Here is a 21,388-nt window from a genome sequence, read left to right as displayed (position 1 = left end):
ACAAGGATTTTGCCGCCACATCCGTTGAATTCTAAACAATCACCCACCGCCGTTAACCCCCTGTCAAACCTTGGCAATGATGCTTGGTTCAATGCAGTGGGAGTGCGGAATATGAAATTGAAGGATCGGCGACCGCTTGGCCATCGCCTGAAATGGGCGGGAATCACCATTCTGCTTATAGCGCTGGCTGCGACCGCGGGATGGAGCATTTATGCGCTGCCCGCTCCGGTCGTAGACCGTATGCTCAGAACCGATATTCTTAAACGGGCCGAGCTTTGGAAGCGCCGGGTCGTGTTGCATCTAGAGGATCCAGAAAACGCCCTGCGCACAGGGCAAATCGATCATCATGATGCCGAGTTTCTTTCGACAATGCCTGAGGCTTCGGATGTTTATCGCTTCAAACTGTTCGACACGTCCGGACGGGTGGTCTGGTCGACCCGCCCCGAAGAAATCGGCACCTCGGAACCGCGAAACTTCTTTCGCAGTGAGGTGGCGCGGGGCATGACTCACTACATTCAGGAAACTGTTCCTTTATCCGAGATTGACGGGCTTGATCTGCACACGGGAAACACCAGCAACACCACCCAGCATCACGTGGCTGAGGTGTTCATGCCGGTCACCAAGAACGGCCGCTTCATAGGCGCGATCGAGTTCTTTACGGATTTTACCGACCTGCGCAGTACATTCGTTTACCGGTTGCGGGTTTCTCTGGCCATTCTAAGCGGGATTGCCCTGTTTGCGTTGAGTGCGGTGTGTCTGGTGACCTATCGCACCAACCGGTATCAGCTCCAGTCGCTGAAAAACAGGTCAGACAAGGAACGCGAGCTAATGGATGATCAACTGCGCCTCGCGCGCGAGGTGCGCCTGCTGGGTGAGTTGAATGAATGGCTGCAATCCAGCCAGTCGTTGCCTGCTTGCGACCGGCATGGCGTCTAGGACTTCGCTGATCTGGAAATCTTGGCCCTGTGCGCTTCCGAATCACTCGGATTGAGACGGATTTCAGAAGTGAAATCCGCAGCCCTAAGCACTTAGGGTACAGAAAATCTGACATCATAGATACAGTATTTGATGCTGCGGCGCAGCGCGTGTAAAGAAAAGCGGCAACAGGCGGCGATTGCGAGCGTTAACATGCCGGTTCTACCCAGAACTACATATGTACGTGGCTGTATTGTCCGCCTATTCACAAGGCCACACCTAGTAAAGACCGGGACCTGCAATGACAGACTTCAAGAAAATCCTGATCGCCAACCGCGGCGAGATTGCCATTCGCGTGATGCGCGCTGCCAATGAGATGGGCAAACGGACCGTCGCGGTTTTTGCCGAGGAAGACAAGTTGGGGCTGCATCGTTTCAAGGCGGATGAGGCATATCGTATTGGTGCGGATCTGGGACCGGTCGCGGCCTATCTGTCGATCGACGAGATTATCCGAGTTGCCAAGGAATGTGGCGCGGATGCAATCCATCCCGGTTACGGGTTGCTGTCCGAGAACCCGGATTTCGTAGATGCCTGTGTTCAGAATGGCATTACCTTTATTGGTCCCAAGGCCGAAACCATGCGCGCATTGGGCGATAAGGCCAGCGCCCGAAAAGTGGCGATTGCGGCTGACGTTCCAGTTATCCCGGCAACTGAAGTATTGGGCGACGACATGGCCGCCATCAAAACTGAAGCGGCCGAGATTGGGTACCCATTGATGCTGAAAGCCAGCTGGGGCGGCGGCGGGCGCGGAATGCGTCCGATCCTGTCCGAAGATGAGCTGGAAGAGAAGGTTCTGGAAGGTCGTCGCGAGGCCGAAGCGGCGTTTGGCAATGGCGAGGGATATCTGGAGAAGATGATCACCCGCGCCCGCCATGTCGAGGTTCAGATTCTCGGCGACAAACATGGCGAGATCTATCACCTCTATGAACGTGACTGCTCGGTCCAGCGCCGCAACCAGAAAGTCGTTGAACGCGCCCCTGCCCCTTACCTGACCGATGAACAGCGCGCCGAAATATGCGAGCTGGGCCGCCGCATCTGCGCCCATGTGAACTATGAATGCGCGGGCACGGTTGAATTCCTGATGGATATGAACACCAGTAAGTTCTACTTCATCGAGGTCAATCCGCGCGTGCAAGTCGAGCACACTGTCACCGAAGAGGTAACGGGCATCGACATCGTGCAGGCACAAATCCTGATTGCCGAGGGCAAGACGCTGGCCGAGGCTACCGGCAAAACCAGCCAGGACGAGATCCGCCTGAACGGTCACGCCCTGCAAACCCGTGTGACTACCGAAGACCCGCTGAACAACTTCATCCCCGACTATGGCCGCATCACCGCCTATCGCTCGGCCACCGGCATGGGCATCCGTCTGGACGGCGGCACCGCTTATGCGGGCGGGGTGATCACGCGGTTTTACGATTCATTGCTGACCAAGGTCACCGCCTGGGCGCCTACCCCCGAGAAAGCGATCGCCCGGATGGACCGCGCCCTGCGCGAATTCCGGGTGCGTGGCGTTTCCACCAACATCGCTTTTGTCGAGAACCTGCTGAAGCACCCGACCTTCCTGTCGAATGAATACACGACCAAGTTCATCGATGAGACACCGGATCTGTTTCAGTTCAAGAAGCGTCGCGACCGCGGCACCAAGGTTCTGAACTATATCGCGGACATCACCGTGAACGGGCATCCCGAAACCAAAGATCGCCCCGAACCACGCGCCGACCTGAAAGAGGCCAAGCCCCCCGCGCCCAAGGCCGAGCCCCAAATGGGCACACGCAACCTGCTGGAGCAAAAAGGCCCGCAGGCGGTTGCCGACTGGATGAAGGCGCAGCGGCAACTGCTGATCACTGACACCACCATGCGTGACGGGCACCAGTCCCTGCTGGCCACCCGGATGCGCTCGATCGACATGATCAAGGTGGCGCCAAGTTATGCGGCGAACCTCCCCCAGTTGTTCAGCGTTGAATGTTGGGGTGGCGCGACGTTTGATGTGGCCTATCGCTTCCTACAGGAATGCCCGTGGCAGCGTCTGCGCGACCTGCGCGAGGCAATGCCGAACCTGATGACCCAGATGTTGCTGCGTGGTGCAAACGGGGTTGGCTATACAAACTACCCCGACAATGTGGTGCAGGAGTTCGTGCGGCAAGCCTCGCAGAATATCGATGTGTTCCGCGTTTTCGACTCGCTGAACTGGGTCGAGAACATGCGCGTCGCCATGGATGCAGTGATCGAGAACGGTAAGATCTGTGAAGGTACAGTCTGTTATACCGGCGATATCCTCGACCCGGATCGCGCCAAGTATGACCTGAAATATTATGTCGGTATGGCAAGAGAGCTGCGCGATGCGGGCGCACATGTTCTTGGCCTGAAAGACATGGCGGGCTTGTTGAAACCAGCCTCGGCACGCATTTTGATCCGTGCGCTTAAGGAAGAGGTCGGCCTGCCGATCCACTTCCACACCCACGACACTGCCGGTATCGCCAGCGCCACTATTCTGGCGGCCTCTGAGGCGGGCGTGGACGCGGTGGATTGCGCGATGGACAGCTTCTCCGGCAACACCAGCCAAGCAACATTGGGCACCGTGGTCGAAGCGCTGCGCCATACCGAGCGTGACACCGGGCTGGACATCAAGGCCATCCGCGAGATCAGCGACTATTTCGAGGCCGTTCGTGGCCAATACGCGGCCTTCGAATCCAGCCTGCAGGCCCCGGCCTCCGAGGTCTATCTGCACGAAATGCCTGGCGGTCAGTTTACCAACCTAAAGGCACAGGCGCGTTCGCTGGGTCTGGAGGAGCGTTGGCACGAGGTCGCCCAGATGTACGCCGATGTGAACCAGATGTTCGGTGATATCGTCAAGGTGACACCGTCGTCCAAAGTGGTCGGTGATATGGCACTGATGATGGTAAGTCAGAACATGACACGCGAACAAGTCGAAGACCCTGACACCGACGTCGCCTTCCCCGACTCGGTCGTGGACATGATGCGCGGCAATCTGGGTCAACCTCCGGGCGGGTTCCCTAACACGATCATCACCAAGGTACTAAAAGACGAAGCACCGAATACGGAACGCCCCGGCAAAAATGTCGAGGCCGTCGATCTGGAAGCCACCCGCGCCGATCTGTCCAAACAGCTTGAGGGCAAAGAGGTCGATGACGAGGACCTGAACGGCTATCTGATGTATCCCAAGGTGTTCCTGGATTACATGGGCCGCCACCGGACCTATGGCCCGGTCCGTACCCTGCCCACGCGCACCTTCTTCTACGGCATGGAACCCGGCGAAGAAATTACTGCCGAGATTGACCCCGGCAAAACGCTGGAGATTCGCTGTCAGGCCATCGGCGAGACCGACGAAAACGGCGAAGTACGCGTGTTCTTTGAACTCAATGGCCAGCCACGTGTGATCCGCGTGCCGAACCGGATGGTCAAAGCCACTACCGCGCAGCGGCCCAAAGCCGAATTTGGGAATCCCGACCATATTGGCGCGCCGATGCCGGGCGTTGTGGCCACCGTTGCCGTCTCGGCAGGTCAAGAAGTACACGAAGGCGATCTGCTGCTGACCATCGAAGCGATGAAGATGGAAACCGGCATCCACGCCGAGCGAGACGCAACGGTCAAGGCCGTCCACGTCCAACCTGGCGGCCAGATTGACGCCAAGGACCTGCTGGTCGAACTGGAATAAGCCAGTTATCACATTGGGGCATACAGGGCCGCGCAGTTCTCTGCGCGGCCTTTTCAATATCAGGAGCTGTCATGCTGTCCATCACCCCGATCTACGCTGCACTGATTGCATTTCTGTTCATTGCGCTCAGCGTGAATGTCATCCTGCAGCGTCGCAAAGGTAAAATCTCGGTCGGAGATCACGGCGACAAGGCCATGATCAAAGCCATGCGGACGCAGGCCAACTGTGCCGAATATGCTCCTTTCGCATTGCTGCTGATCGCCATAGTTGAGTTGCAGGGCGCTGAAGCTTGGCTTGTTAATCTGCTGGGTCTGATGTTGTTGGCCGGACGGCTGTCGCACGCCTACGGTTTCGGAAAGACGCCACAAACAATCATCTTGCGACAGATCGGAATGTTACTGACATTCTTGGCGATTCTAGTCGCCGCTGTCGCGGGTCTGGTTCAGGCGCTTTGAGGTAGCTGAAACCACATTCCGGCTGGGTCATGCCAAATGGATTGGGTCTCGCTGAATCGGTGCGAAACCTCAGATTCCATCCGGTCACCATCAATTTTCGAAACCATAATCACCAGAATGATCATAGCCCCCAATACTATGGCCTTAAAATCTGAGACATCGATCATTGTGTCACCTTCCCGCACAGCTTGTTTTGCTTTCCATTTGCTCTTGAACGCGTGAGGGGCAGGCATTCCGTCGAAATAATTTTCGAACGGCCCCATTTTCCTCTTGCAGCCACGTGTGGGAATTAATACATCCCTCCTCACTCAACGGCGCGGGCGTAGCTCAGGGGTAGAGCATAACCTTGCCAAGGTTAGGGTCGGGCGTTCGAATCGCCTCGCCCGCTCCATTGAGAGGTCTTCGGACCGACATAAGTATCTGATGCGGGCGTAGCTCAGGGGTAGAGCATAACCTTGCCAAGGTTAGGGTCGGGCGTTCGAATCGCCTCGCCCGCTCCAGATACCAGACCTTCAACACCTGTTTGAATGTGGTGCTTTACGGAACTCGTTTCTGTTTTGACATCGTATTGGCTTCCATCCAACAGTTGCCAATTCAGGCGCGGAGGATGGATTGACCAGACGATACAGTTTTCCTGACGGGCATTGGGATTGGCCCGTCAAATTGACTCATCACCACGCCGTCCGTGCCGGGGACATGATTTTCACTGGCGGGCAAGTCGATCTGGATGCGCAAGGCAATGTGCGCAACATTGGCGATCTGACAGCGCAATGCAGAAACTCTATGGCCTATATGGCCAACCTCTTCTCTGATTTGGGTGTCGATTTCGATGATCTGGTGCGCTTGGTCGTCTATTACGTAGGGGATGCGAATGACGAAGGCCACTTACAGGAGCTTCTAAGCCAGATCATTGGCGACACGGCCCGCCCCGTGATCAGCATGATCAACATGCCAGAGCTATGTTATCCGGACATGCTCGCAGAAATCGAAGGCGTTGCCATACGGCGTCCAGACGGCGCCAGAATACCAAAACAATGCCATCGACTTGAGGACATGCCGTATTTGCCAGACGGGTTTTCACATGTGGTTCGTTCCGAGGATATGGTTTTTACCAGCGAGATGTCTGCCCTGACACCACATGGAACGGTTGAGGCCCCAGACAATACTCCAGCGCAAACTGCCAAAACCATGGAGCGTTTGAAGCGGGCGCTGTCGACGGTGGACGCGGACTTGCACGACATCGTCAAGCTCAACACATTTTATCAAGATGATCTACATGGCAGTAACTGGAAGAAAGCCGCAAGTCTAAGAGCTTCGTATTTCTCTGATCCCGGACCTGCAGCGACGGGAATCCCGGTTTCCAACTTTGCGCACGAAGGTCTGACAACCAAAATTGCGGCAACGGCAATTTGCTCGTCGGCGACTGATGAGCCCAAAAATTTTGCCTGGCCCGACGGGCATTGGAACTGGACCACACCGCTTCCGTACAAACACGGTAACAGGTGCGGCAACATCATCCACATTGGAGGGCAGGTCGCCCTGGATCATCAGGCACGGGTTCTTCAGCCCGGAGATATGGTCGCGCAAACCAAGATCGCAATGGAAAATCTTTCCAAGGTTTTGGCCGAGTTTGGTGCAACTCTGGATCACGTCGTGAAAGTCACTACTTTTTATCAGGGTAATGCTTCGGCGGACGCATTGCATGAAAACCTTCTGATACGCTCGAACTCTTATACCGAGCCCGGGCCTGCCGCGACGGGTATCCCGATTCCAGCGCTTATCTATGAAGGCATGGTGATCGAAATCGAAGTAATCGCGATTTTGGATTAAGCAGTAATTTGCGCTCACGCCGAGCCAGCAAGGGGCTGGTTCTTTTCGGCGGGCTGGGCCACTCTGACCAATACAGCCATAAAACAGGAACCTGACCATGCCGCGCTATGACATACGCCGTCTCACAAAAGCCGAGGTTCAGCACGCCGTGGATTGGGCCGGGCGCGAAGGTTGGAACCCGGGTGTGCATGATGCCGAGTGTTTTCGCCCAACAGACCCTGATGGGTTTCTTGGCGGGTTCCTGGATGGTGAGATGATCTCATCTGTTTCGGCAGTGAATTACGACGACAGCTTTTCTTTTTTGGGCTTCTACATCGTAAAGCCCGAGTTCAGGCACCACGGCCACGGGCTTGAAATCGCACAGCTTGCGCTGAGCCATTGCACGGGTCGAAACATGGGCCTGGATGGCGTGGTCGAACAGCAGGATAACTATCGTAAGTCTGGCTTTTCCTTTGCCTACAACAACTATCGTTTCGCAGGGACAAAACACCGGATTCTGGCCAAGCTAGAGAGTGAGCCAAACAGCCATATATCGGGTCTGAATCAAGCGTCAGATGAACTGAAGGAATATGATCGCGCACTGTTCCCCGCACCACGCGATCTGTTTCTGGAAAGCTGGCTTGGTGCTTTCAGACACGTTTCAAAGCTTTATACCGAGAACGGCAGGATCAGGGGCTATGTAACACTGCGCCCTTGTCTTACGGGTTACAAGATCGGCCCGCTGTTTGCGGACACTACAGAAATCGCGAAGGCGTTGCTGGCCGCTGTTCTCCCGTCGATTCCCGAGGATCACCACGCGCACGAAGTGTTCATCGATATGCCACAGCCCAATGTGTCAGCGTTCGCGTTGGCCGAAGAGCTTGGGCTGGAGAAAGTCTTTGAGACTGCACGGATGTATTCCGACCACGTACCCGAGATTGACCTGAACCGGGTCTTCGGCGTGACGACGTTTGAACTGGGCTAGAATGCCTTGAACGTCATCGTGGTCAGCGAGCGTTCAATATTGGGAATCACCAGCAGGTTTTCGTTGATATAATGGCCCACATCATCGGTTTCAGGGATGTAGAGCTTCAACAACAGGTCATATTCGCCGCTGGTGGAATACAGTTCCGAGTGGATTTCGCGGAGGGCAATCTCTTCGGCTACCTTGTAGGTGGTGCCGGGTTTACAGCGGATCTGAATGAAGACGCAGGTGGACATGGGCCAAGCCTTGATGGTTCGTGTTGCCCGCAGGCTGACATGGGCCGCGCCCGGGTGCAATCCCCTGCAACAGTTTGTAGCGATGGCTCAAAGCAGTCTGGATAGGTCGCGCTTCCGCGTCTATAAGCGCGCCTGAAGCAAAAGGAATTCGCCCATGCGCAGCGCTAAGATCAGCCGTCAGACCGCCGAGACCGAGATCTCGGTCGAGGTCAATCTGGACGGCACCGGCCAGTATGACAACCAGACTGGTGTTGGGTTCTTCGACCACATGCTGGACCAGTTGGCGCGCCATTCGCTGATCGACATGACGATCCGCGCCAAGGGTGATTATCACATCGATGACCACCACACGGTCGAGGATACCGGGATTGCTCTGGGTCAGGCGCTGACACAGGCCTTAGGTGACAAAAAGGGAATCCGACGCTACGGCGAGTGCCACCTGCCCATGGATGACGCACAGGTGCGCTGTGCGCTGGATCTGTCGGGCCGTCCGTTCCTGATCTGGAACGTGGACCTGCCGACACCCAAGATCGGTGCGTTCGACACAGAGTTGGTGCGTGAGTTCTTTCAGGCGCTCAGCACCCATGGTGGCATAACCCTGCATGTCGATCGGTTACACGGCTTTAACAGCCACCACATTGCCGAGGCGGCTTTCAAAGCCGTTGCACGCGCGCTGCGCTTTGCGGTCGAGACCGATCCCCGCAAAGCGGATGCGATTCCCTCGACCAAGGGCGCGCTGTAGATGCTGACAGCAATCATTGACTACGAGAGCGGTAACCTGCACTCGGCAGAGAAGGCGTTTCAACGCATGGCGCGCGAGCTGGATGCTGGCGAAGTCGTCGTGACCTCGGACGCTGACGTTGTTGCGCGCGCGGATCGATTGGTCCTGCCCGGAGACGGAGCCTTTCCGGCTTGCGCCACCGAGTTGCGCGGCCACAAGGGCATCTATGACGCGATGGTCGAGGCGGTCGAACGGAAGGGCCGCCCGTTTCTGGGCATCTGCGTTGGTATGCAACTGATGGCGACGAAAGGCCATGAATACGCTGAGACTGACGGTCTGGGCTGGGTTGCTGGTGATGTCGTGAAGATCGAACCCTCGGACAGTACCCTGAAGGTTCCGCATATGGGCTGGAACGATCTGGTTTTGGAAAGCGACCATCCGGTCTTTGACGGGGTCAAATCAGGCGATCACGCCTATTTCGTACACTCCTACCACTTTCGGGTGACCGATCCGGTCCAACGATTGGCCTATGTGGAGTATGGGCAAGAAGTCACGGCCGTGATTGGCCGCGACACCATGGTCGGGATGCAGTTTCACCCTGAGAAAAGCCAGGACGTTGGCCTGCGCATGATCGGGAATTTCCTGACCTGGACGCCCTGATCGTTTATTGAACTCGGGTCCAATCCTGCCCACGACAAATCAACCCACCGGCGACACAACCTTTTACAGTCAGTTTGTTCTGCCCATTCAGGGACATTTTTGAGTTGTAGGTCTTATCGCGGTCCGGTGCCCAGATTTTGCCGCCGCTATAGGCACCGGCACCATCTGGCACCATGTCCCAGATGATCTGCTTCCCAAGGTTTTCGTATTCCAGTTGCTGATTGCCCTCAGCGTCAAACGCACTGTCGATGGTACCGCAAATGGCACTGCCGCATTCGGAAATCGTCACATGCAGATAACCGCCGGTATCTCCAGGGGCAGTCTTCCACAAACCGTCCACCGGATCGGCGGCAAAGGCAGTTGTGGCCATCGCAGCGAACATAGCTGCAAGAGTATATGTCTTCATTGTTGTCTCCCTGTTTTGCAGACAGTCTGACCTGCCGGTCGGTACCCCGCAAGATTGACTTTGCGTCGCGTTGCGCCCCTGCCCCGCCTGTGCGATATCCCGCGCGTGTAACAAAGATATAGGGCCGCCTGACATGATCCTCTACCCCGCTATCGACCTCAAAGACGGCAATGCTGTGCGCTTGCTGCGCGGCGAAATGGACCAGGCGACGGTCTTTAATGAAGACCCCGCCGCGCAAGCCCGCGCCTTTGTAGAAGCTGGCTGTGAATGGCTGCACCTGGTTGACTTGAACGGTGCTTTTGCCGGTGAGCCGGTAAACGCAGCCCCGGTTGAAGCTATTCTGAGGGAGTGCAATGTTCCAGCTCAGTTAGGTGGCGGCATTCGTGACATGGCAACAATCAAGGCCTGGATCGAGAAAGGCCTGGCGCGAGTGATTCTGGGCACTGTCGCGGTCGAGAACCCCGATCTGGTGCGCGAAGCAGCCAAAGCTTTCCCTGGCAAAGTCGCCGTCGGAATCGACGCCCGCAACGGCATGGTTGCCACCAAAGGATGGGCTGAAGAGACCAATGTTCAGGTCACCGATCTGGCGCGCAGTTTCGAGGATGCTGGCGTCGCTGCAATCATCTACACCGACATCAACCGGGATGGTGCGATGCAGGGACCAAATATCGAAGCCACTGCTGACCTAGCCAAAGCTGTCGACATCCCGGTCATTGCCTCGGGTGGTGTGTCTTCTATTTCCGACTTGATTGCCCTGCGTGATTGTGGCGCAGATTTGAATGGTGCGATCTCAGGGCGCGCGCTTTACGATGGCGCCATCGATCTGAAAGAGGCTCTGACAACACTCAGAGAATAGTACGATGCTCAAATCACGCGTGAAGCGATCCGAACTGCCAACCAAGAGTCTGCTGCATAGCCGACTGGAAGATGGCGATTTTCTGGATTGTTTCAGCGTGGTTTCTGATCTTTCGCCGCGTCAGGCGGCAGAGGTTATCACCAATTTCCCTTCGTGGGCCAAGGCGCTGGTTCGACTGCGCGGCATCCTGGTCGCCCCGTTTGGGCTTGATAACACAGGGCCAGAAGCAACTGATAAGGTGGGTATTTTTCCGGTTGAGCACGATGACGCGAGCGAGGTGATCGCTGGCTTCGATGACCGTCACCTCGATTTCCGCGTGTCTGTCTTTTCCGAAGACGGTCGTATTTCCCTCGCGACCTGGGTTCATCGACACAATCTGGGTGGGCGACTATACTTGGCGATTATTTTGCCTTTTCACATCCTGATTGCGCGCAACGCGCTTGCACGGGTGAGCCGCGCAAGCGACTGACACGAAGCCCCACTAGCCAGCTGCGGCTGTGGTCAGCTTTTTCAATGCGCCACGCATCTTTTCGATGACCGGTGACTTTTCGACCTCATCGAGTTCATCCATGGTCTCTTTTGGGTCTTCGTAAGCCAGCCATACCTGACCATTCGCATCCTCATAAGCCTGCACCTTCAGAGGCAGAAATAACCCGGCGCGCGGATCGATCAGCATCGCAGGCGTGCCCAGTGCTGGGTTGCCGAAGATAAGCACCTGATTGGGTGCAATCGGAGTACCGACCTTTTCTGCCCCAGCAGCGTGATCGATACGGGCAAATACAGTCGCGCCTGCATTGCCTACCGCAGCTTCGAGGGCGTCCAGCGCCTGGGCCACTGTTTTATTGGTTTGTACTTTGATGATGTCGTCAGCCATGGCGGACAGCGCACCTCCGAATGTGATTATTGAAGCCAAAATAAGATGTCGCATCTGGATAATCCTTTTTATGAATTTCACCTCTAATTTCCATGGCTTCTCGGTAGATCACAATCACAAGTCTGGCATCGGCGAGGCTTTGCCGGTAGAGGTGCCCGCAACAGAGGATACCCAATGCTGAAAACCCGTATCATTCCCTGTCTGGATGTCGCTGATGGCCGCGTGGTCAAAGGTGTGAATTTCGTGGGCCTACGCGATGCAGGTGATCCGGTGGAGTCCGCCAAGGCCTATGATGCTGCTGGAGCCGACGAAATCTGCTTTCTCGACATCCATGCAACCCACGAAAATCGCGGCACCATGTTTGATGTCGTCCAACGCACGGCAGAACAATGCTTTGTCCCCCTGACCGTGGGTGGCGGAGTTCGCACCAAGGATGATGTACGTGCCCTGCTGTTGGCAGGAGCCGATAAGGTCAGCTTTAACTCGGCCGCTGTGGCCAACCCGGATGTGATTGCTGAGGCGGCGGACCAGTTCGGCAGCCAGTGTATCGTCTGCGCCATCGACGCCAAAACCGTTAGCCCCGGCAAGTGGGAGATTTTCACCCATGGCGGTCGCAAGCCCACCGGTATCGACGCGGTTGAGTTTGCCAAGACCGTTGTAGCCAAGGGCGCGGGAGAGATCCTGCTAACCTCGATGGATCGCGATGGCACCAAGGCTGGATTCAACCTGCCCCTGACCCGCGCGATTTCAGATGCCGTCGATGTACCATTGATCGCAAGCGGTGGCGTCGGCAATCTGGACCATCTGGTCGAAGGCGTCACCAAGGGCGGGGCCAGCGCCGTTCTGGCGGCCTCGATCTTCCATTTCGGCGAATACACCATCCAAGAGGCCAAAGAACATATGGCCGCCGCCGGCATTCCAATGAGGCTGACATGAGTATTCTACACGATTTGGCCGCAACCATTGAGGCCCGCAAAGGGGCGGATCCTGACAGCAGCTGGACCGCCAAGCTGTTGTCCAAAGGCCCTGAGAAATGTGCTGAGAAATTTGGTGAAGAGGCTATCGAAGCGATCATTGAGGCAGCCAAGGGCGACAACACAAAGCTGACCTCTGAGGCGGCGGATGTGCTTTACCACTTGCTGGTCATGCTGGCTGCGAGCGATGTGGCGCTGGACGATGTGTTGAGCGAACTGGCCCGTCGACAGGGCACCAGCGGCATCATGGAAAAGGCATCCCGGCCAAAAGTCTAAGCGGGTTTCGTGCAATTACCCGGCCCGCTATACTCCGGGTTCGGGTGCATTGAGGCAAAGGGCGCGCAGATGATCAGAGCTTTGGTGTTCGCAGCAGCACTTGCCACCCTCGCGGCCTGTGCCACCCCTCCCCCTTCCTCTGGAGATGAGGTCCAGCGGCTTGCGGCCGAGATCCAAAGCCTCGGTCCCGATATCGACCCGGAAGAAGCCACCCGCGCCGCCCGCATCGCCTATGCCTATACTGCGCAACTGGTGCAAGAATACGAAATCACCGATCCTCCACTTATCCATAACGCCAAGGTCAATAAGGGTCTGCGTCCGCGTGGCCTGTGCTGGCATTGGGCCGAGGATATCGAGCGTCGTCTGGATCAGGAACAATTCCATACGCTCGAGTTGCACCGCGCTATCGCCAATGCGGATAACCCGTTCCGCATCGACCACAGCACCGCCATCATCAGCCGCAAAGGCGAGAGCATGTATGACGGCGTCGTCCTGGACCCCTGGCGCTATGGTGGAGTGTTATTCTGGTCGCCCTTGGTTGAGGACACCCGTTACGAGTGGGTTCCACGCGAAGTGGTTCTGGAAAAGCGTCGTAAGGAACAGGCGGGGCATATAACGTCATTGCCTGCGAATTAAACCCTGCTGGATGCCTGCTGGCTGGGGTATTCCCCATTCAACCAACCGAGAACCGGTAAGGTCGCCCAGATGGCGACCTCAAAGTCAAGTCTAAGGCATCGGCCTGGAAAATTACGCATGAAACGGGTCGCTCTGAGAGGGACAAACCGCCTAAGCCTGAAATTCCATTCATCATGGAATTTCGGAATGTATCAGACCACACTAACGCTTATCTTGTTCTTGCTTCCGCTCGCTTACAGCCCCGGGCCCGGAAACATGTTTTTTGCGGCCAATGGTGCGCGGTTCGGGTTCCGCGCTACCGTCCCCGCGAACGCCGGATACCACATCGCGACTTGGTTCGTGACAGCTGCAATCGGCTTTGGATTTCTGGCGACCATTGAGCGTTTTCCTCAACTATTTACGATCCTGAAAATCGCGGGTTCGCTCTATGTTCTTTGGATTGCATGGAAAATGCTGCGAGCGGGAACGCTTCAAGGTGCAGAGGACGCGAAGCCGGCCACGTTTATGGACGGTTCAATTCTGCTTCTGCTCAATCCAAAAGCATATGTCATCATAGCTTTGATGTTTACGCAGTTTCTGAGACCAGAAAGCCCGAGCAATTTCGCCCCTGTCATTCTGATCACGACCGTCTTTACACTTAACAACCTAATAGCATTCGTGGTGTGGACATTGGTTGGAGACTGGATCGCAAGCTTCTTCCGGTGCCCAGAAAGCGCCCAAAAACTCAACCGACTTTTTGGGTCTGTTTTAGCAGCAGTGGCGATCTGGATGTTAGTATCGTAAGTTCGCTTGTTACGCGAAACTGTCCTGAGTGAAGAACCATACCAGGCGAGAAGTGTAGAACCTCACGCCAAGGTGTATATCACTTAATAGCAATGCCCCTAAGTATTCTGCCCTCTACAACTTAGATGAAATCACCCCGGTGGCGAACCCACCCATCCGCAGTTCACCAAACAAACGCTGATATTCGATTTTGGGGCAGCGGTTCATGACCACGTCAATATCGCGGGCCTGCGCTCTGGCGGCTGCCTCGGCATGTTCTACGCCGATCTGCATCCAGATTGTGCGTAGATTCGGCAACTCGGCCAAAGCCTCGTCAACGATAGGCGGAACGGCTTCAGAGCGTCGAAAAATATCAACCATGTCTACCGCTTTAGAGATCTCGGATAACGACGCCCTGACCGTCTGACCGAAGAGAGGTTTACCGGCATGCCCCGGGTTCACCGGAATCACCGTATAGCCTTTGAGCGACAAGTAACGCGCAACGTAGTAGCTGGGCCTTACCGGATTCATCGACACGCCAACAACGGCAACAACCTTGGTACGTTTCAACACTGTGGTCAGGAACTGGTCAGAGTAATCAGGCATGATCGCACCCTAGACGTCATGTCAAAAAGAAAAAAGCGCTCAGGTCTTGCCTGAGCGCCAGTTGTTGGAACGAGGGACAGTGAAATGACCCGCGGCAGTTCCATTCCGCGGTCACTGTGACATTTAAGCCTAAGTTTGTGAAAAAAAAGAGGGGGCGCGCATTTTTGTGATGACAATTCACAATTGGCGGAGATTTGCCGATCAGTTATACAGAACTTGAGGCCAATGCCCCTCGGCCTCGCGAATGTTCTGCGACACGTTCTGTTTCCAGATACGCTCAATCGCTTCCGAATGGGTCAAGTACAACTTTCCGTCAACGATCTGCCATGCTTGCGGGTCAGTGCTGCTGAGCATCCCCTGCACCATCGCAAACGCACAATATCCACCAAACTGAGGAGCAAAAGCCCGTGGGTTGCGCTCGAATCTGTCACGATTTTCTTCCGATGTGAACTGCCACACGGCCCCCTTCCACATCAGGGAAAAATCAGATTTCCCCAGCGTAGGCGTTCCGATCCTGAAGTATGAGACCGCATCATAACCAGAAACAGCCAATCCGCCGTCAGAATAGAACATCGGCCTTTCCTGCGCTCTTACTGAAGGCGCAACGGCGAGACATGCGAGACTGGTTAAAAAGGAACGTCGGGACAGCATCACTGATTCATCGATTGATTTTGAGAGGGTTTTAAGTTGCACATTTCATCTGGTCACGAAAACCCCCATGACGCCCTTGTGAACACGCGTGCGGTCTTCAATCGAAAACGTCTTCAATAGCATCCCAGGCCTCGTCCAATACGCGCGAAAACAGGCCCTTTTTCTTCTTCCTATTCTTTTTGTTGTAATGGGTTGGCCTGGATTTCTGGACCGGACGATCAACAAGCTTGGCCTTTGGAACCATCTTGAGGTTATGCAAAGGCGCACCACAGCTTGAGCAACTTAGTTCATGTTGCTGTTTCCCCCTAAGAACCAGCGCGGCGCGGGTTCCACAATAACAGCAGGTGGCGATTTTGTGCGGCGTGGAAATGTGAACCTCCTGTCATCTGGGCTGTGACGCATATAGTGCAATTGCGGCAGCATTTGAGACATTGAGTGACCCAAATCCGCCCGCCGCGTCAATCTTGACCAGCTGGTCCACAGATTCTTTGGTCTTTTGACGCAGGCCCGGTCCTTCGGCCCCCAATACTAACGCTACTGGCTGCGTTCGTTTGCCCTCCAATACGGTTTCGATAGTTTCGTCTGCCTCACCATCCAGACCCAGAACCAGAAAGCCCATATCCTGCAGCGCATTGATCGTGTCAGCCAGGTTACGGACACGCAGATACGGTTGCCGTTCCAACGCACCGCTGGCAGTTTTTGCCAGTGCGCCAGTTTCAGGGGCAGAATGGTGCCGCGTGCCAATTACCGCACTTGCGCCCAATACTTCCGCTGAACGGAGAATCGCGCCTACGTTATGCGGATCTGTAACCCGGTCCAAAAGCAACACACGCGGGATTTCCTGCCCGATACAATTCTCGACAAGCCCACCCCAGTCCAGCGGCTTGACCTCAAGCGCAGCCCCCTGATGAACAGAGCCCGGATCAATCGGAGCCGTGAATTTCCGTGGATCAACTACCTCGGCCTCAATCCCGGAAAAATCAATGGATTCCGCTAACTTATCGCGGGCGTTTCGCGTCACGATCAAGCGTAACTTCTGCCGTTTCGGGTTCATCAAGGCATCACGAACAGCATGTAATCCAAACAGCCATACGGTTTCGGCAGCAGCAGCTTTTCGCGCCTGTTCTTTCTCGACGACCCACTTTGGTTTCTTCATTTTACGGGCCTCCGGGCCGGGAATTCGGTTTCCTGCGTCAAAGCGGTATTTTCCTGTTGACGCCCTTTAGACGCGCTAGTAATCACGCCTCCACGTCAGGTGCAACGCCTGACAGTGGGCGACAGGCCGCAAGGTGTGGCAGGGGACTGTAACTCCCTCGCGGAGACGCACGCCTGGTTCGATTCCAGGGTCGCCCACCATTCAGCTTCTCAGTCTTTGGGTCGGTAAATGCCATTTAGGGTGTTCCAATAAGCTTTGCGCCCGCTTTGGTCGACTGTTTGTTTGTTGCAAAGTGGGAATCTAGACTAATGCGAATGGCCCACATCCATTAACTGGAAATTTGTCTCTGGTATCAAATAGGGCAAACCACTCGTAGATTAGTGTTTTCGAGACATTGATCTCTTTATTGTTGTGGTAATTGCTCCAACAGCCAGCCCTGAAATTGCCTTGCAAATTCATTCTCTTCGTTGCTCGACAGGTAATATCCTTCGTTACTTTCGACGGTTGCCGGATGCGCCCTTTCAAGCACACCAGAATTGATCGCGTGTTTGATCAGAAGTTCGCTCACAAGCGCAATTCCATTGCCGTGGGCAGCAAAGTGCAAGGCCACACCGTACGAATCCGCAAAAATCTGAGGCTCCGGAACAGGCTCAACCTTTGCGGACCATTCTTTCCATCCGCTGGATGTGCCGACCGCTTCGATCAACGGCAAATCACTTACCCCACCTTCAAGGCCCGGTGATTTGAGGGCAATGAGCCGGTTAGGTGTTAGCAATCTGGCATTTCTTCCTACCTGTTTTTCTGATCCGAAGCGGATTTCTACATCTGCACGTGCAGAACTGAACTCGTCCGGCCATACCGCACTTAGAAGACGGACGCGGATATTCGGATGTCTCTTCCGAAATTCAGCAAGGTTTGGCGCGATAATCCACTGGGCAACACTGACTGACGACGCGATGGTCAAAAGGTTCTCTGACGGCCCAGTATCAAATGTATCTGTCGCTGCAGACAACACCCCCAGTGCCGCCCCGACCTGAGGCAGCAGTTTGCGCCCTTCGTCGGTCAGCGACAATCCACGCGCATGGCGCGTAAACAAAGCTGCACGCAGCCGTGTTTCAAGGGATTTTACCTGTTGGCTGACCGCAGATTGGGTCAGGCCGATCTCTTCACCGGCAGCGGTAAAACTCAGATGACGCGCAGCGGCCTCGAACGCGCGAAACCAGGTCAGCGGGGGCAGTGATTTTTTCATGGGTCAAGTAAGCCATTAGTCTTTTTAATACATAAGCCCTTAAATCAATCGTTTGTCAAAATCGGTGTAATCTCTGAATTTCTCGGGTAGCGAACAGGAGAAATTTATGCGCCCCGAGATACGGAAGATCGTGACCTATGATGAAGAGGTTCTCATCGAAGGTTTCAAAGAAACACAACAACCTTGGCGCATGTTCGCTGTTGCCGCTGTTGTCAAAAACCCGTGGGCGGGGCGGTTTGTTGAGGACCTGAAACCCGAAATACAGGCTTATGGCCCTGTTTTGGGAGAGATGATGACCAACCGGATGATCACCCTGGCCGGCGGCGGAGATGCAATCGAAGCTTATGGCAAAGCCGCCGTGGTTGGTCTGAACGGCGAGGTCGAACATGCCTCGGGGCTAATTCATACGCTGCGCTTCGGCAATTTTTATCGTGAGGCGGTCGGCGCCAAATCTTATCTGGCATTTACCAATACACGCGGAACGGCCAATGCACCGATCATGGTTCCGCTGATGGACAAAAACGATGCAGGCCGGCGATCACACTACCTCACCATCCAATTCTCGATCCCTGATGCTCCGCGGGATGACGAGATCGTGGTGGTGCTGGGAGCAGCTACCGGTGGACGCCCGCATCATAGGATTGGAGATCGCTATCAGGATTTGAAGGAATTGGGCCATGATCTGGACAACCCGGCCGCGGTCTGATTTCGGACGCCTCCGCGCGATCAGCCAAGGTGACGGCCCAGCGGTTCTGTTGATACATGGTGTCGGGCTTCGGGCCGAAGCGTGGAACGCGCAACTGGACACCTTGTCGTCAATGTTCCGTGTCACCGCAGTGGACATGCCGGGCCATGGCGCGAGCGCCTTGCCAGCCGGAGCACAGGACCTCCGGGGTTATACAGATACGATTGCATCCGGCCTAGATACACCGGCAATCGTCATTGGTCATTCCATGGGCGCCATGATCGCACTGGATTTGGCTGCGCGACATAAGGGAAAGGTGCTGGGTGTGGCGGCACTGAATGCCATATTCAATCGAAGTGATACAGCCGCCAAAGCCGTAAAAGCGCGCGCATCTCTTTTGGACACGGAAACAGGCGCTGACCCGACGCCTACCCTGGCCCGTTGGTTCGGTGATGCAGATGTCATCGAGAAAGAGGTTTGCAGAAATTGGCTCACAAACGTCGACCCGATGGCCTACCGCAGAGCCTACAGCATATTTGCGCATGAAAATGGCCCAGATATCGACACGCTCTCTGCGCTGACCTGCCCCGCACTTTTCCTGACGGGGAGCGCCGAACCCAATTCGACACCCGAGATGTCTGAAACCATGGCCTCGCTTACCCCGAAAGGAAGAGCCCAAATAATCACAGGTGCTGCGCACATGATGCCCATGACACATGCAGCCGAAGTCAATTCTGCGCTGCTGGAATTTGCTAGAAAGTCAACTCATGGCAGAGATTGATCCCCGCACCCTACGCAGCGCGTTTGGCCGTTTCATGACGGGCGTGACCGTGGTGACCTGCCGCGCAAATGACGGAACGCTTTGCGGTTTCACCGCCAATTCCTTTTCGTCGGTCTCGCTTGACCCGCCTCTGCTTCTGGTTTGTCCGGGTCGGTTTCTGTCGACCTTTGACCAGTTCTCGAACTGCAGTCACTTCGCCATTAGTATTCTGGCCGAGGGGCAGCAAGAAGTATCCAATACATTCGCCAGTTTCACCGGAGATCGTTTCGCCGCGGTCCCCCATACGCTCGATCTGAACGGCATTCCGTTGATCGATGGGGCTATTGCTCAGTTTTCTTGCAGCACATGGCAATCCTTGCCTGCAGGGGACCACCAAATCCTGATCGGAGAAGTGCAAGCGTTCACTGAATCCGACGCCCTTGGGCTTGGATATACCGGCGGGCAGTATTTTAGCCTTGGCCTCGAACGCGCCGCGATGGACCGGAATGGTGGCACAACAACTTGTGGTGCAATTATCAACACAAACGACTGCGTTTTGCTGGAACTCACTGATGATGGATACCGACCGCCTCAGATCAGCCTAAGCGACATTGGCAATCTGCGGCAGGACCTGACCGACGCCCTCGCATTGCAGGGAAGCCCCGTCGAGCTTGGCCCGGTTTATTCTGTCTATGACGATGCGCAAAGCCAGACTCACCATGTTTACTTTCTCTCCCACAGTGGCGTGCAAACCGGACAAACTTCGTTGCAACCCATTCCAACTGATGCCCTGCCGACCCTCTCATACACGACCTCCGCGATTGCCGACATGATGCGGCGGTATGCGCTCGAATCCCGCACGAACAGCTTTGGGTTTTACCTTGGCAATGCGGATCGCGGCGATGTTCATAGCTTGATTGAAAGGAACTGATCCATGGATTTTTCGCTTTTTGCGCACATGGAACGCATGACCCCTGATCAAAGCCAGGAAAATCTACACAGCGATTTCATCGAGCTGTGCAAAATGGCCGATGACGCCAGAATGCGTGCAATCTGGACGGGTGAGCATCATGGAATGGATTTCACCATTTCCCCTAACCCTTTGTTGGAACTGGTCAACCTCGCCAATCACACCAACCATGTGAAACTTGGGACCGGTACAGTCATCGCCCCTTTCTGGCACCCCATCAAGCTGGCAGGCGAAGCTGCATCGGCGGACCTGATTACAGGTGGCCGGATCGAGCTTGGCATCGCGCGCGGTGCTTACTCTTATGAATACGAACGTCTCATGCCTGGTATGGACGCGTGGGAGGCCGGGCAACGCATGCGCGAGTTGGTGCCCCTGATCCCCAAACTATGGGCTGGCGATTGTGCACATGAAGGAGAGTTCTTTCAGTTTCCCGCAACGACCTCTGCGCCGAAACCTGTTCAGAAAGACGGGCCTCCGATCTGGATCGCCGCGCGTGATCCCAACAGCCATGAATTTGGCGTTCACAACGGATTTAACATCCAAGTCACCCCCCTCTGGCAAGGGATGGAAGAGATTGAGAGTCTCGTCGGCCGTTTCAATGACGCTTGTGAAGGGTATGCTGGGCCACGCCCCAAAATCATGCTCTTGCACCACACATATGTCGGAAAAGATGCAGCCGATGTAGATTTAGCTGCACAAGAGTTGTCGCGGTTTTATTGCTATTTTGGTGCGTGGTTCCAGAACAAGCGGCCGGTGAAACAAGGTTTGATCCAACAACTGACCACAGAAGAAATCGCTGCCAACACGCTGATGGCCCCGGAAAACCTGCGGCGTGATCTGACGGTCGGAACCGCAACTGAGGTGATTGATCAGATCAAACGCTACGAAGATTTAGGGTATGATGAGTTCTCATTCTGGATCGACAGCGGCATGAGTTTTGAGCGTAAGCGCGCCTCGCTTGCCCGCTTTATCGACGACGTCATGCCAGCATTCCAGTGAGGGAAGAG

General features: G+C 55.4%; 25 protein-coding genes and 3 tRNA genes. 20 read left to right on the top strand and 8 right to left on the bottom strand.

Annotation, left to right across the window (positions count from 1 at the left end; translation table 11 throughout):
• The first annotated feature begins 111 nt into the window (after nucleotides 1–111).
• The 7 genes from ACR0IU_RS19805 to ACR0IU_RS19775 all read left to right on the top strand — a co-directional run bounded on the left by ACR0IU_RS19805 (nucleotide 112) and on the right by ACR0IU_RS19775 (nucleotide 7,903).
• Entirely contained in the window at nucleotides 112–936 is an 825-nt protein-coding gene (locus tag ACR0IU_RS19805) for a hypothetical protein (protein WP_480717445.1), read from the top strand.
• Nucleotides 937–1,216: 280 nt separating this feature from the next.
• Nucleotides 1,217–4,654: a pyruvate carboxylase gene (locus tag ACR0IU_RS19800; RefSeq protein ID WP_480717444.1), complete on the top strand. Its 3,438-nt coding sequence runs from the start codon at nucleotides 1,217–1,219 to the stop codon at nucleotides 4,652–4,654.
• A 71-nt stretch (nucleotides 4,655–4,725) separates the two neighbouring features.
• Nucleotides 4,726–5,109 (top strand): MAPEG family protein, encoded by a 384-nt coding sequence (locus ACR0IU_RS19795; RefSeq protein WP_480717443.1) that lies wholly within the window; start codon nucleotides 4,726–4,728, stop codon nucleotides 5,107–5,109.
• Between the two features lie 316 nt (nucleotides 5,110–5,425).
• Nucleotides 5,426–5,500 (top strand) — tRNA-Gly (locus ACR0IU_RS19790).
• A gap of 34 nt (nucleotides 5,501–5,534) precedes the next feature.
• Nucleotides 5,535–5,609 (top strand) — tRNA-Gly (locus ACR0IU_RS19785).
• A 112-nt stretch (nucleotides 5,610–5,721) separates the two neighbouring features.
• Complete coding sequence (locus ACR0IU_RS19780; RefSeq protein ID WP_480717442.1) at nucleotides 5,722–6,939, top strand: RidA family protein; 1,218 nt, start codon at nucleotides 5,722–5,724, stop codon at nucleotides 6,937–6,939.
• A gap of 97 nt (nucleotides 6,940–7,036) precedes the next feature.
• Nucleotides 7,037–7,903 (top strand): GNAT family N-acetyltransferase, encoded by an 867-nt coding sequence (locus tag ACR0IU_RS19775; protein WP_480717441.1) that lies wholly within the window; start codon nucleotides 7,037–7,039, stop codon nucleotides 7,901–7,903.
• On the opposite strand, the gene ACR0IU_RS19770 is transcribed toward ACR0IU_RS19775, so the two are convergent.
• Nucleotides 7,900–8,139, bottom strand: coding sequence for an Lrp/AsnC family transcriptional regulator (locus tag ACR0IU_RS19770; protein WP_010442612.1), 240 nt, complete (start codon nucleotides 8,137–8,139; stop codon nucleotides 7,900–7,902). The two genes, ACR0IU_RS19775 and ACR0IU_RS19770, sit on opposite strands and share 4 nt — an antisense overlap.
• A 154-nt stretch (nucleotides 8,140–8,293) precedes the next feature.
• Between ACR0IU_RS19770 and hisB the strand changes: the two genes are divergently transcribed.
• Nucleotides 8,294–8,881, top strand: coding sequence for an imidazoleglycerol-phosphate dehydratase HisB (hisB, locus tag ACR0IU_RS19765; RefSeq protein ID WP_480717440.1), 588 nt, complete (start codon nucleotides 8,294–8,296; stop codon nucleotides 8,879–8,881).
• Nucleotides 8,882–9,520 carry an imidazole glycerol phosphate synthase subunit HisH gene (gene hisH, locus ACR0IU_RS19760; RefSeq protein ID WP_480717439.1) on the top strand — a complete coding sequence of 213 codons (639 nt, stop codon included), beginning with the start codon at nucleotides 8,882–8,884 and terminating at the stop codon, nucleotides 9,518–9,520.
• Nucleotides 9,521–9,524: 4 nt separating this feature from the next.
• On the opposite strand, the gene ACR0IU_RS19755 is transcribed toward hisH, so the two are convergent.
• The gene (locus ACR0IU_RS19755) at nucleotides 9,525–9,926 is read right to left on the bottom strand and encodes a DUF2147 domain-containing protein (RefSeq protein ID WP_480717438.1); all 402 of its coding nucleotides are present in this window, start codon (nucleotides 9,924–9,926) and stop codon (nucleotides 9,525–9,527) included.
• Nucleotides 9,927–10,059: 133 nt separating this feature from the next.
• Between ACR0IU_RS19755 and hisA the strand changes: the two genes are divergently transcribed.
• Complete coding sequence (gene hisA, locus ACR0IU_RS19750; RefSeq protein WP_480717437.1) at nucleotides 10,060–10,782, top strand: 1-(5-phosphoribosyl)-5-[(5-phosphoribosylamino)methylideneamino]imidazole-4-carboxamide isomerase; 723 nt, start codon at nucleotides 10,060–10,062, stop codon at nucleotides 10,780–10,782.
• A gap of 4 nt (nucleotides 10,783–10,786) precedes the next feature.
• Complete coding sequence (locus ACR0IU_RS19745; RefSeq protein WP_480717436.1) at nucleotides 10,787–11,251, top strand: DUF2867 domain-containing protein; 465 nt, start codon at nucleotides 10,787–10,789, stop codon at nucleotides 11,249–11,251.
• Nucleotides 11,252–11,263: 12 nt separating this feature from the next.
• On the opposite strand, the gene ACR0IU_RS19740 is transcribed toward ACR0IU_RS19745, so the two are convergent.
• Nucleotides 11,264–11,710 (bottom strand): DUF302 domain-containing protein, encoded by a 447-nt coding sequence (locus tag ACR0IU_RS19740; RefSeq protein ID WP_480717435.1) that lies wholly within the window; start codon nucleotides 11,708–11,710, stop codon nucleotides 11,264–11,266.
• 120 nt (nucleotides 11,711–11,830) lie between these two features.
• Between ACR0IU_RS19740 and hisF the strand changes: the two genes are divergently transcribed.
• From hisF to ACR0IU_RS19720, 4 genes are all read left to right on the top strand, one after another.
• Entirely contained in the window at nucleotides 11,831–12,592 is a 762-nt protein-coding gene (gene hisF / locus ACR0IU_RS19735; RefSeq protein ID WP_480717434.1) for an imidazole glycerol phosphate synthase subunit HisF, read from the top strand.
• Nucleotides 12,589–12,906, top strand: coding sequence for a phosphoribosyl-ATP diphosphatase (locus ACR0IU_RS19730; protein ID WP_480717433.1), 318 nt, complete (start codon nucleotides 12,589–12,591; stop codon nucleotides 12,904–12,906). The genes hisF and ACR0IU_RS19730 overlap by 4 nt, the downstream gene beginning before the upstream one ends.
• Nucleotides 12,907–12,975: 69 nt before the next feature.
• Nucleotides 12,976–13,542 carry a hypothetical protein gene (locus ACR0IU_RS19725; protein WP_170543578.1) on the top strand — a complete coding sequence of 189 codons (567 nt, stop codon included), beginning with the start codon at nucleotides 12,976–12,978 and terminating at the stop codon, nucleotides 13,540–13,542.
• Between the two features lie 69 nt (nucleotides 13,543–13,611).
• Nucleotides 13,612–14,325, top strand: a complete 714-nt coding sequence (locus tag ACR0IU_RS19720; protein WP_480717432.1) for a LysE family translocator — start codon at nucleotides 13,612–13,614, stop codon at nucleotides 14,323–14,325.
• Nucleotides 14,326–14,439: 114 nt separating this feature from the next.
• Here ACR0IU_RS19720 and ACR0IU_RS19715 read toward each other — a convergent pair whose 3' ends face one another.
• The 4 genes from ACR0IU_RS19715 to rlmB form a co-directional block, all read right to left on the bottom strand.
• Nucleotides 14,440–14,910 carry a CoA-binding protein gene (locus ACR0IU_RS19715; RefSeq protein WP_480717431.1) on the bottom strand — a complete coding sequence of 157 codons (471 nt, stop codon included), beginning with the start codon at nucleotides 14,908–14,910 and terminating at the stop codon, nucleotides 14,440–14,442.
• Between the two features lie 201 nt (nucleotides 14,911–15,111).
• Nucleotides 15,112–15,483: a YHS domain-containing (seleno)protein gene (locus tag ACR0IU_RS19710; RefSeq protein WP_480717430.1), complete on the bottom strand. Its 372-nt coding sequence runs from the start codon at nucleotides 15,481–15,483 to the stop codon at nucleotides 15,112–15,114.
• A 175-nt stretch (nucleotides 15,484–15,658) separates the two neighbouring features.
• Entirely contained in the window at nucleotides 15,659–15,931 is a 273-nt protein-coding gene (locus ACR0IU_RS19705) for a hypothetical protein (RefSeq protein ID WP_480717480.1), read from the bottom strand.
• Nucleotides 15,932–15,943: 12 nt separating this feature from the next.
• Nucleotides 15,944–16,717, bottom strand: coding sequence for a 23S rRNA (guanosine(2251)-2'-O)-methyltransferase RlmB (gene rlmB / locus ACR0IU_RS19700; RefSeq protein ID WP_480717429.1), 774 nt, complete (start codon nucleotides 16,715–16,717; stop codon nucleotides 15,944–15,946).
• 116 nt (nucleotides 16,718–16,833) lie between these two features.
• On the opposite strand from rlmB, the gene ACR0IU_RS19695 reads away from it, so the two are divergent.
• Nucleotides 16,834–16,917, top strand: a tRNA-Tyr gene (locus ACR0IU_RS19695).
• Between the two features lie 203 nt (nucleotides 16,918–17,120).
• On the opposite strand, the gene ACR0IU_RS19690 is transcribed toward ACR0IU_RS19695, so the two are convergent.
• Entirely contained in the window at nucleotides 17,121–17,966 is an 846-nt protein-coding gene (locus ACR0IU_RS19690; protein WP_480456463.1) for a LysR family transcriptional regulator, read from the bottom strand.
• Between the two features lie 106 nt (nucleotides 17,967–18,072).
• On the opposite strand from ACR0IU_RS19690, the gene ACR0IU_RS19685 reads away from it, so the two are divergent.
• The 4 genes from ACR0IU_RS19685 to ACR0IU_RS19670 are packed head-to-tail and all read left to right on the top strand — an operon-like array spanning nucleotide 18,073 to nucleotide 21,380.
• A complete protein-coding gene (locus ACR0IU_RS19685) occupies nucleotides 18,073–18,672 on the top strand; it encodes an amino acid synthesis family protein (protein WP_480717428.1) in 600 nt (199 codons plus the stop codon).
• Nucleotides 18,644–19,432: an alpha/beta fold hydrolase gene (locus tag ACR0IU_RS19680; RefSeq protein WP_480717427.1), complete on the top strand. Its 789-nt coding sequence runs from the start codon at nucleotides 18,644–18,646 to the stop codon at nucleotides 19,430–19,432. The genes ACR0IU_RS19685 and ACR0IU_RS19680 overlap by 29 nt, the downstream gene beginning before the upstream one ends.
• Nucleotides 19,419–20,342, top strand: a complete 924-nt coding sequence (locus tag ACR0IU_RS19675) for a flavin reductase family protein (protein WP_480717426.1) — start codon at nucleotides 19,419–19,421, stop codon at nucleotides 20,340–20,342. Before ACR0IU_RS19680 ends, ACR0IU_RS19675 begins: the two co-directional genes overlap by 14 nt.
• A gap of 3 nt (nucleotides 20,343–20,345) precedes the next feature.
• A complete protein-coding gene (locus tag ACR0IU_RS19670; RefSeq protein WP_480717425.1) occupies nucleotides 20,346–21,380 on the top strand; it encodes an LLM class flavin-dependent oxidoreductase in 1,035 nt (344 codons plus the stop codon).
• Nucleotides 21,381–21,388: the final 8 nt, after the last annotated feature.

This window comes from Ruegeria sp. CL5 (assembly GCF_056536485.1).
This window is presented reverse-complemented; position numbering and strand designations above follow the sequence as displayed.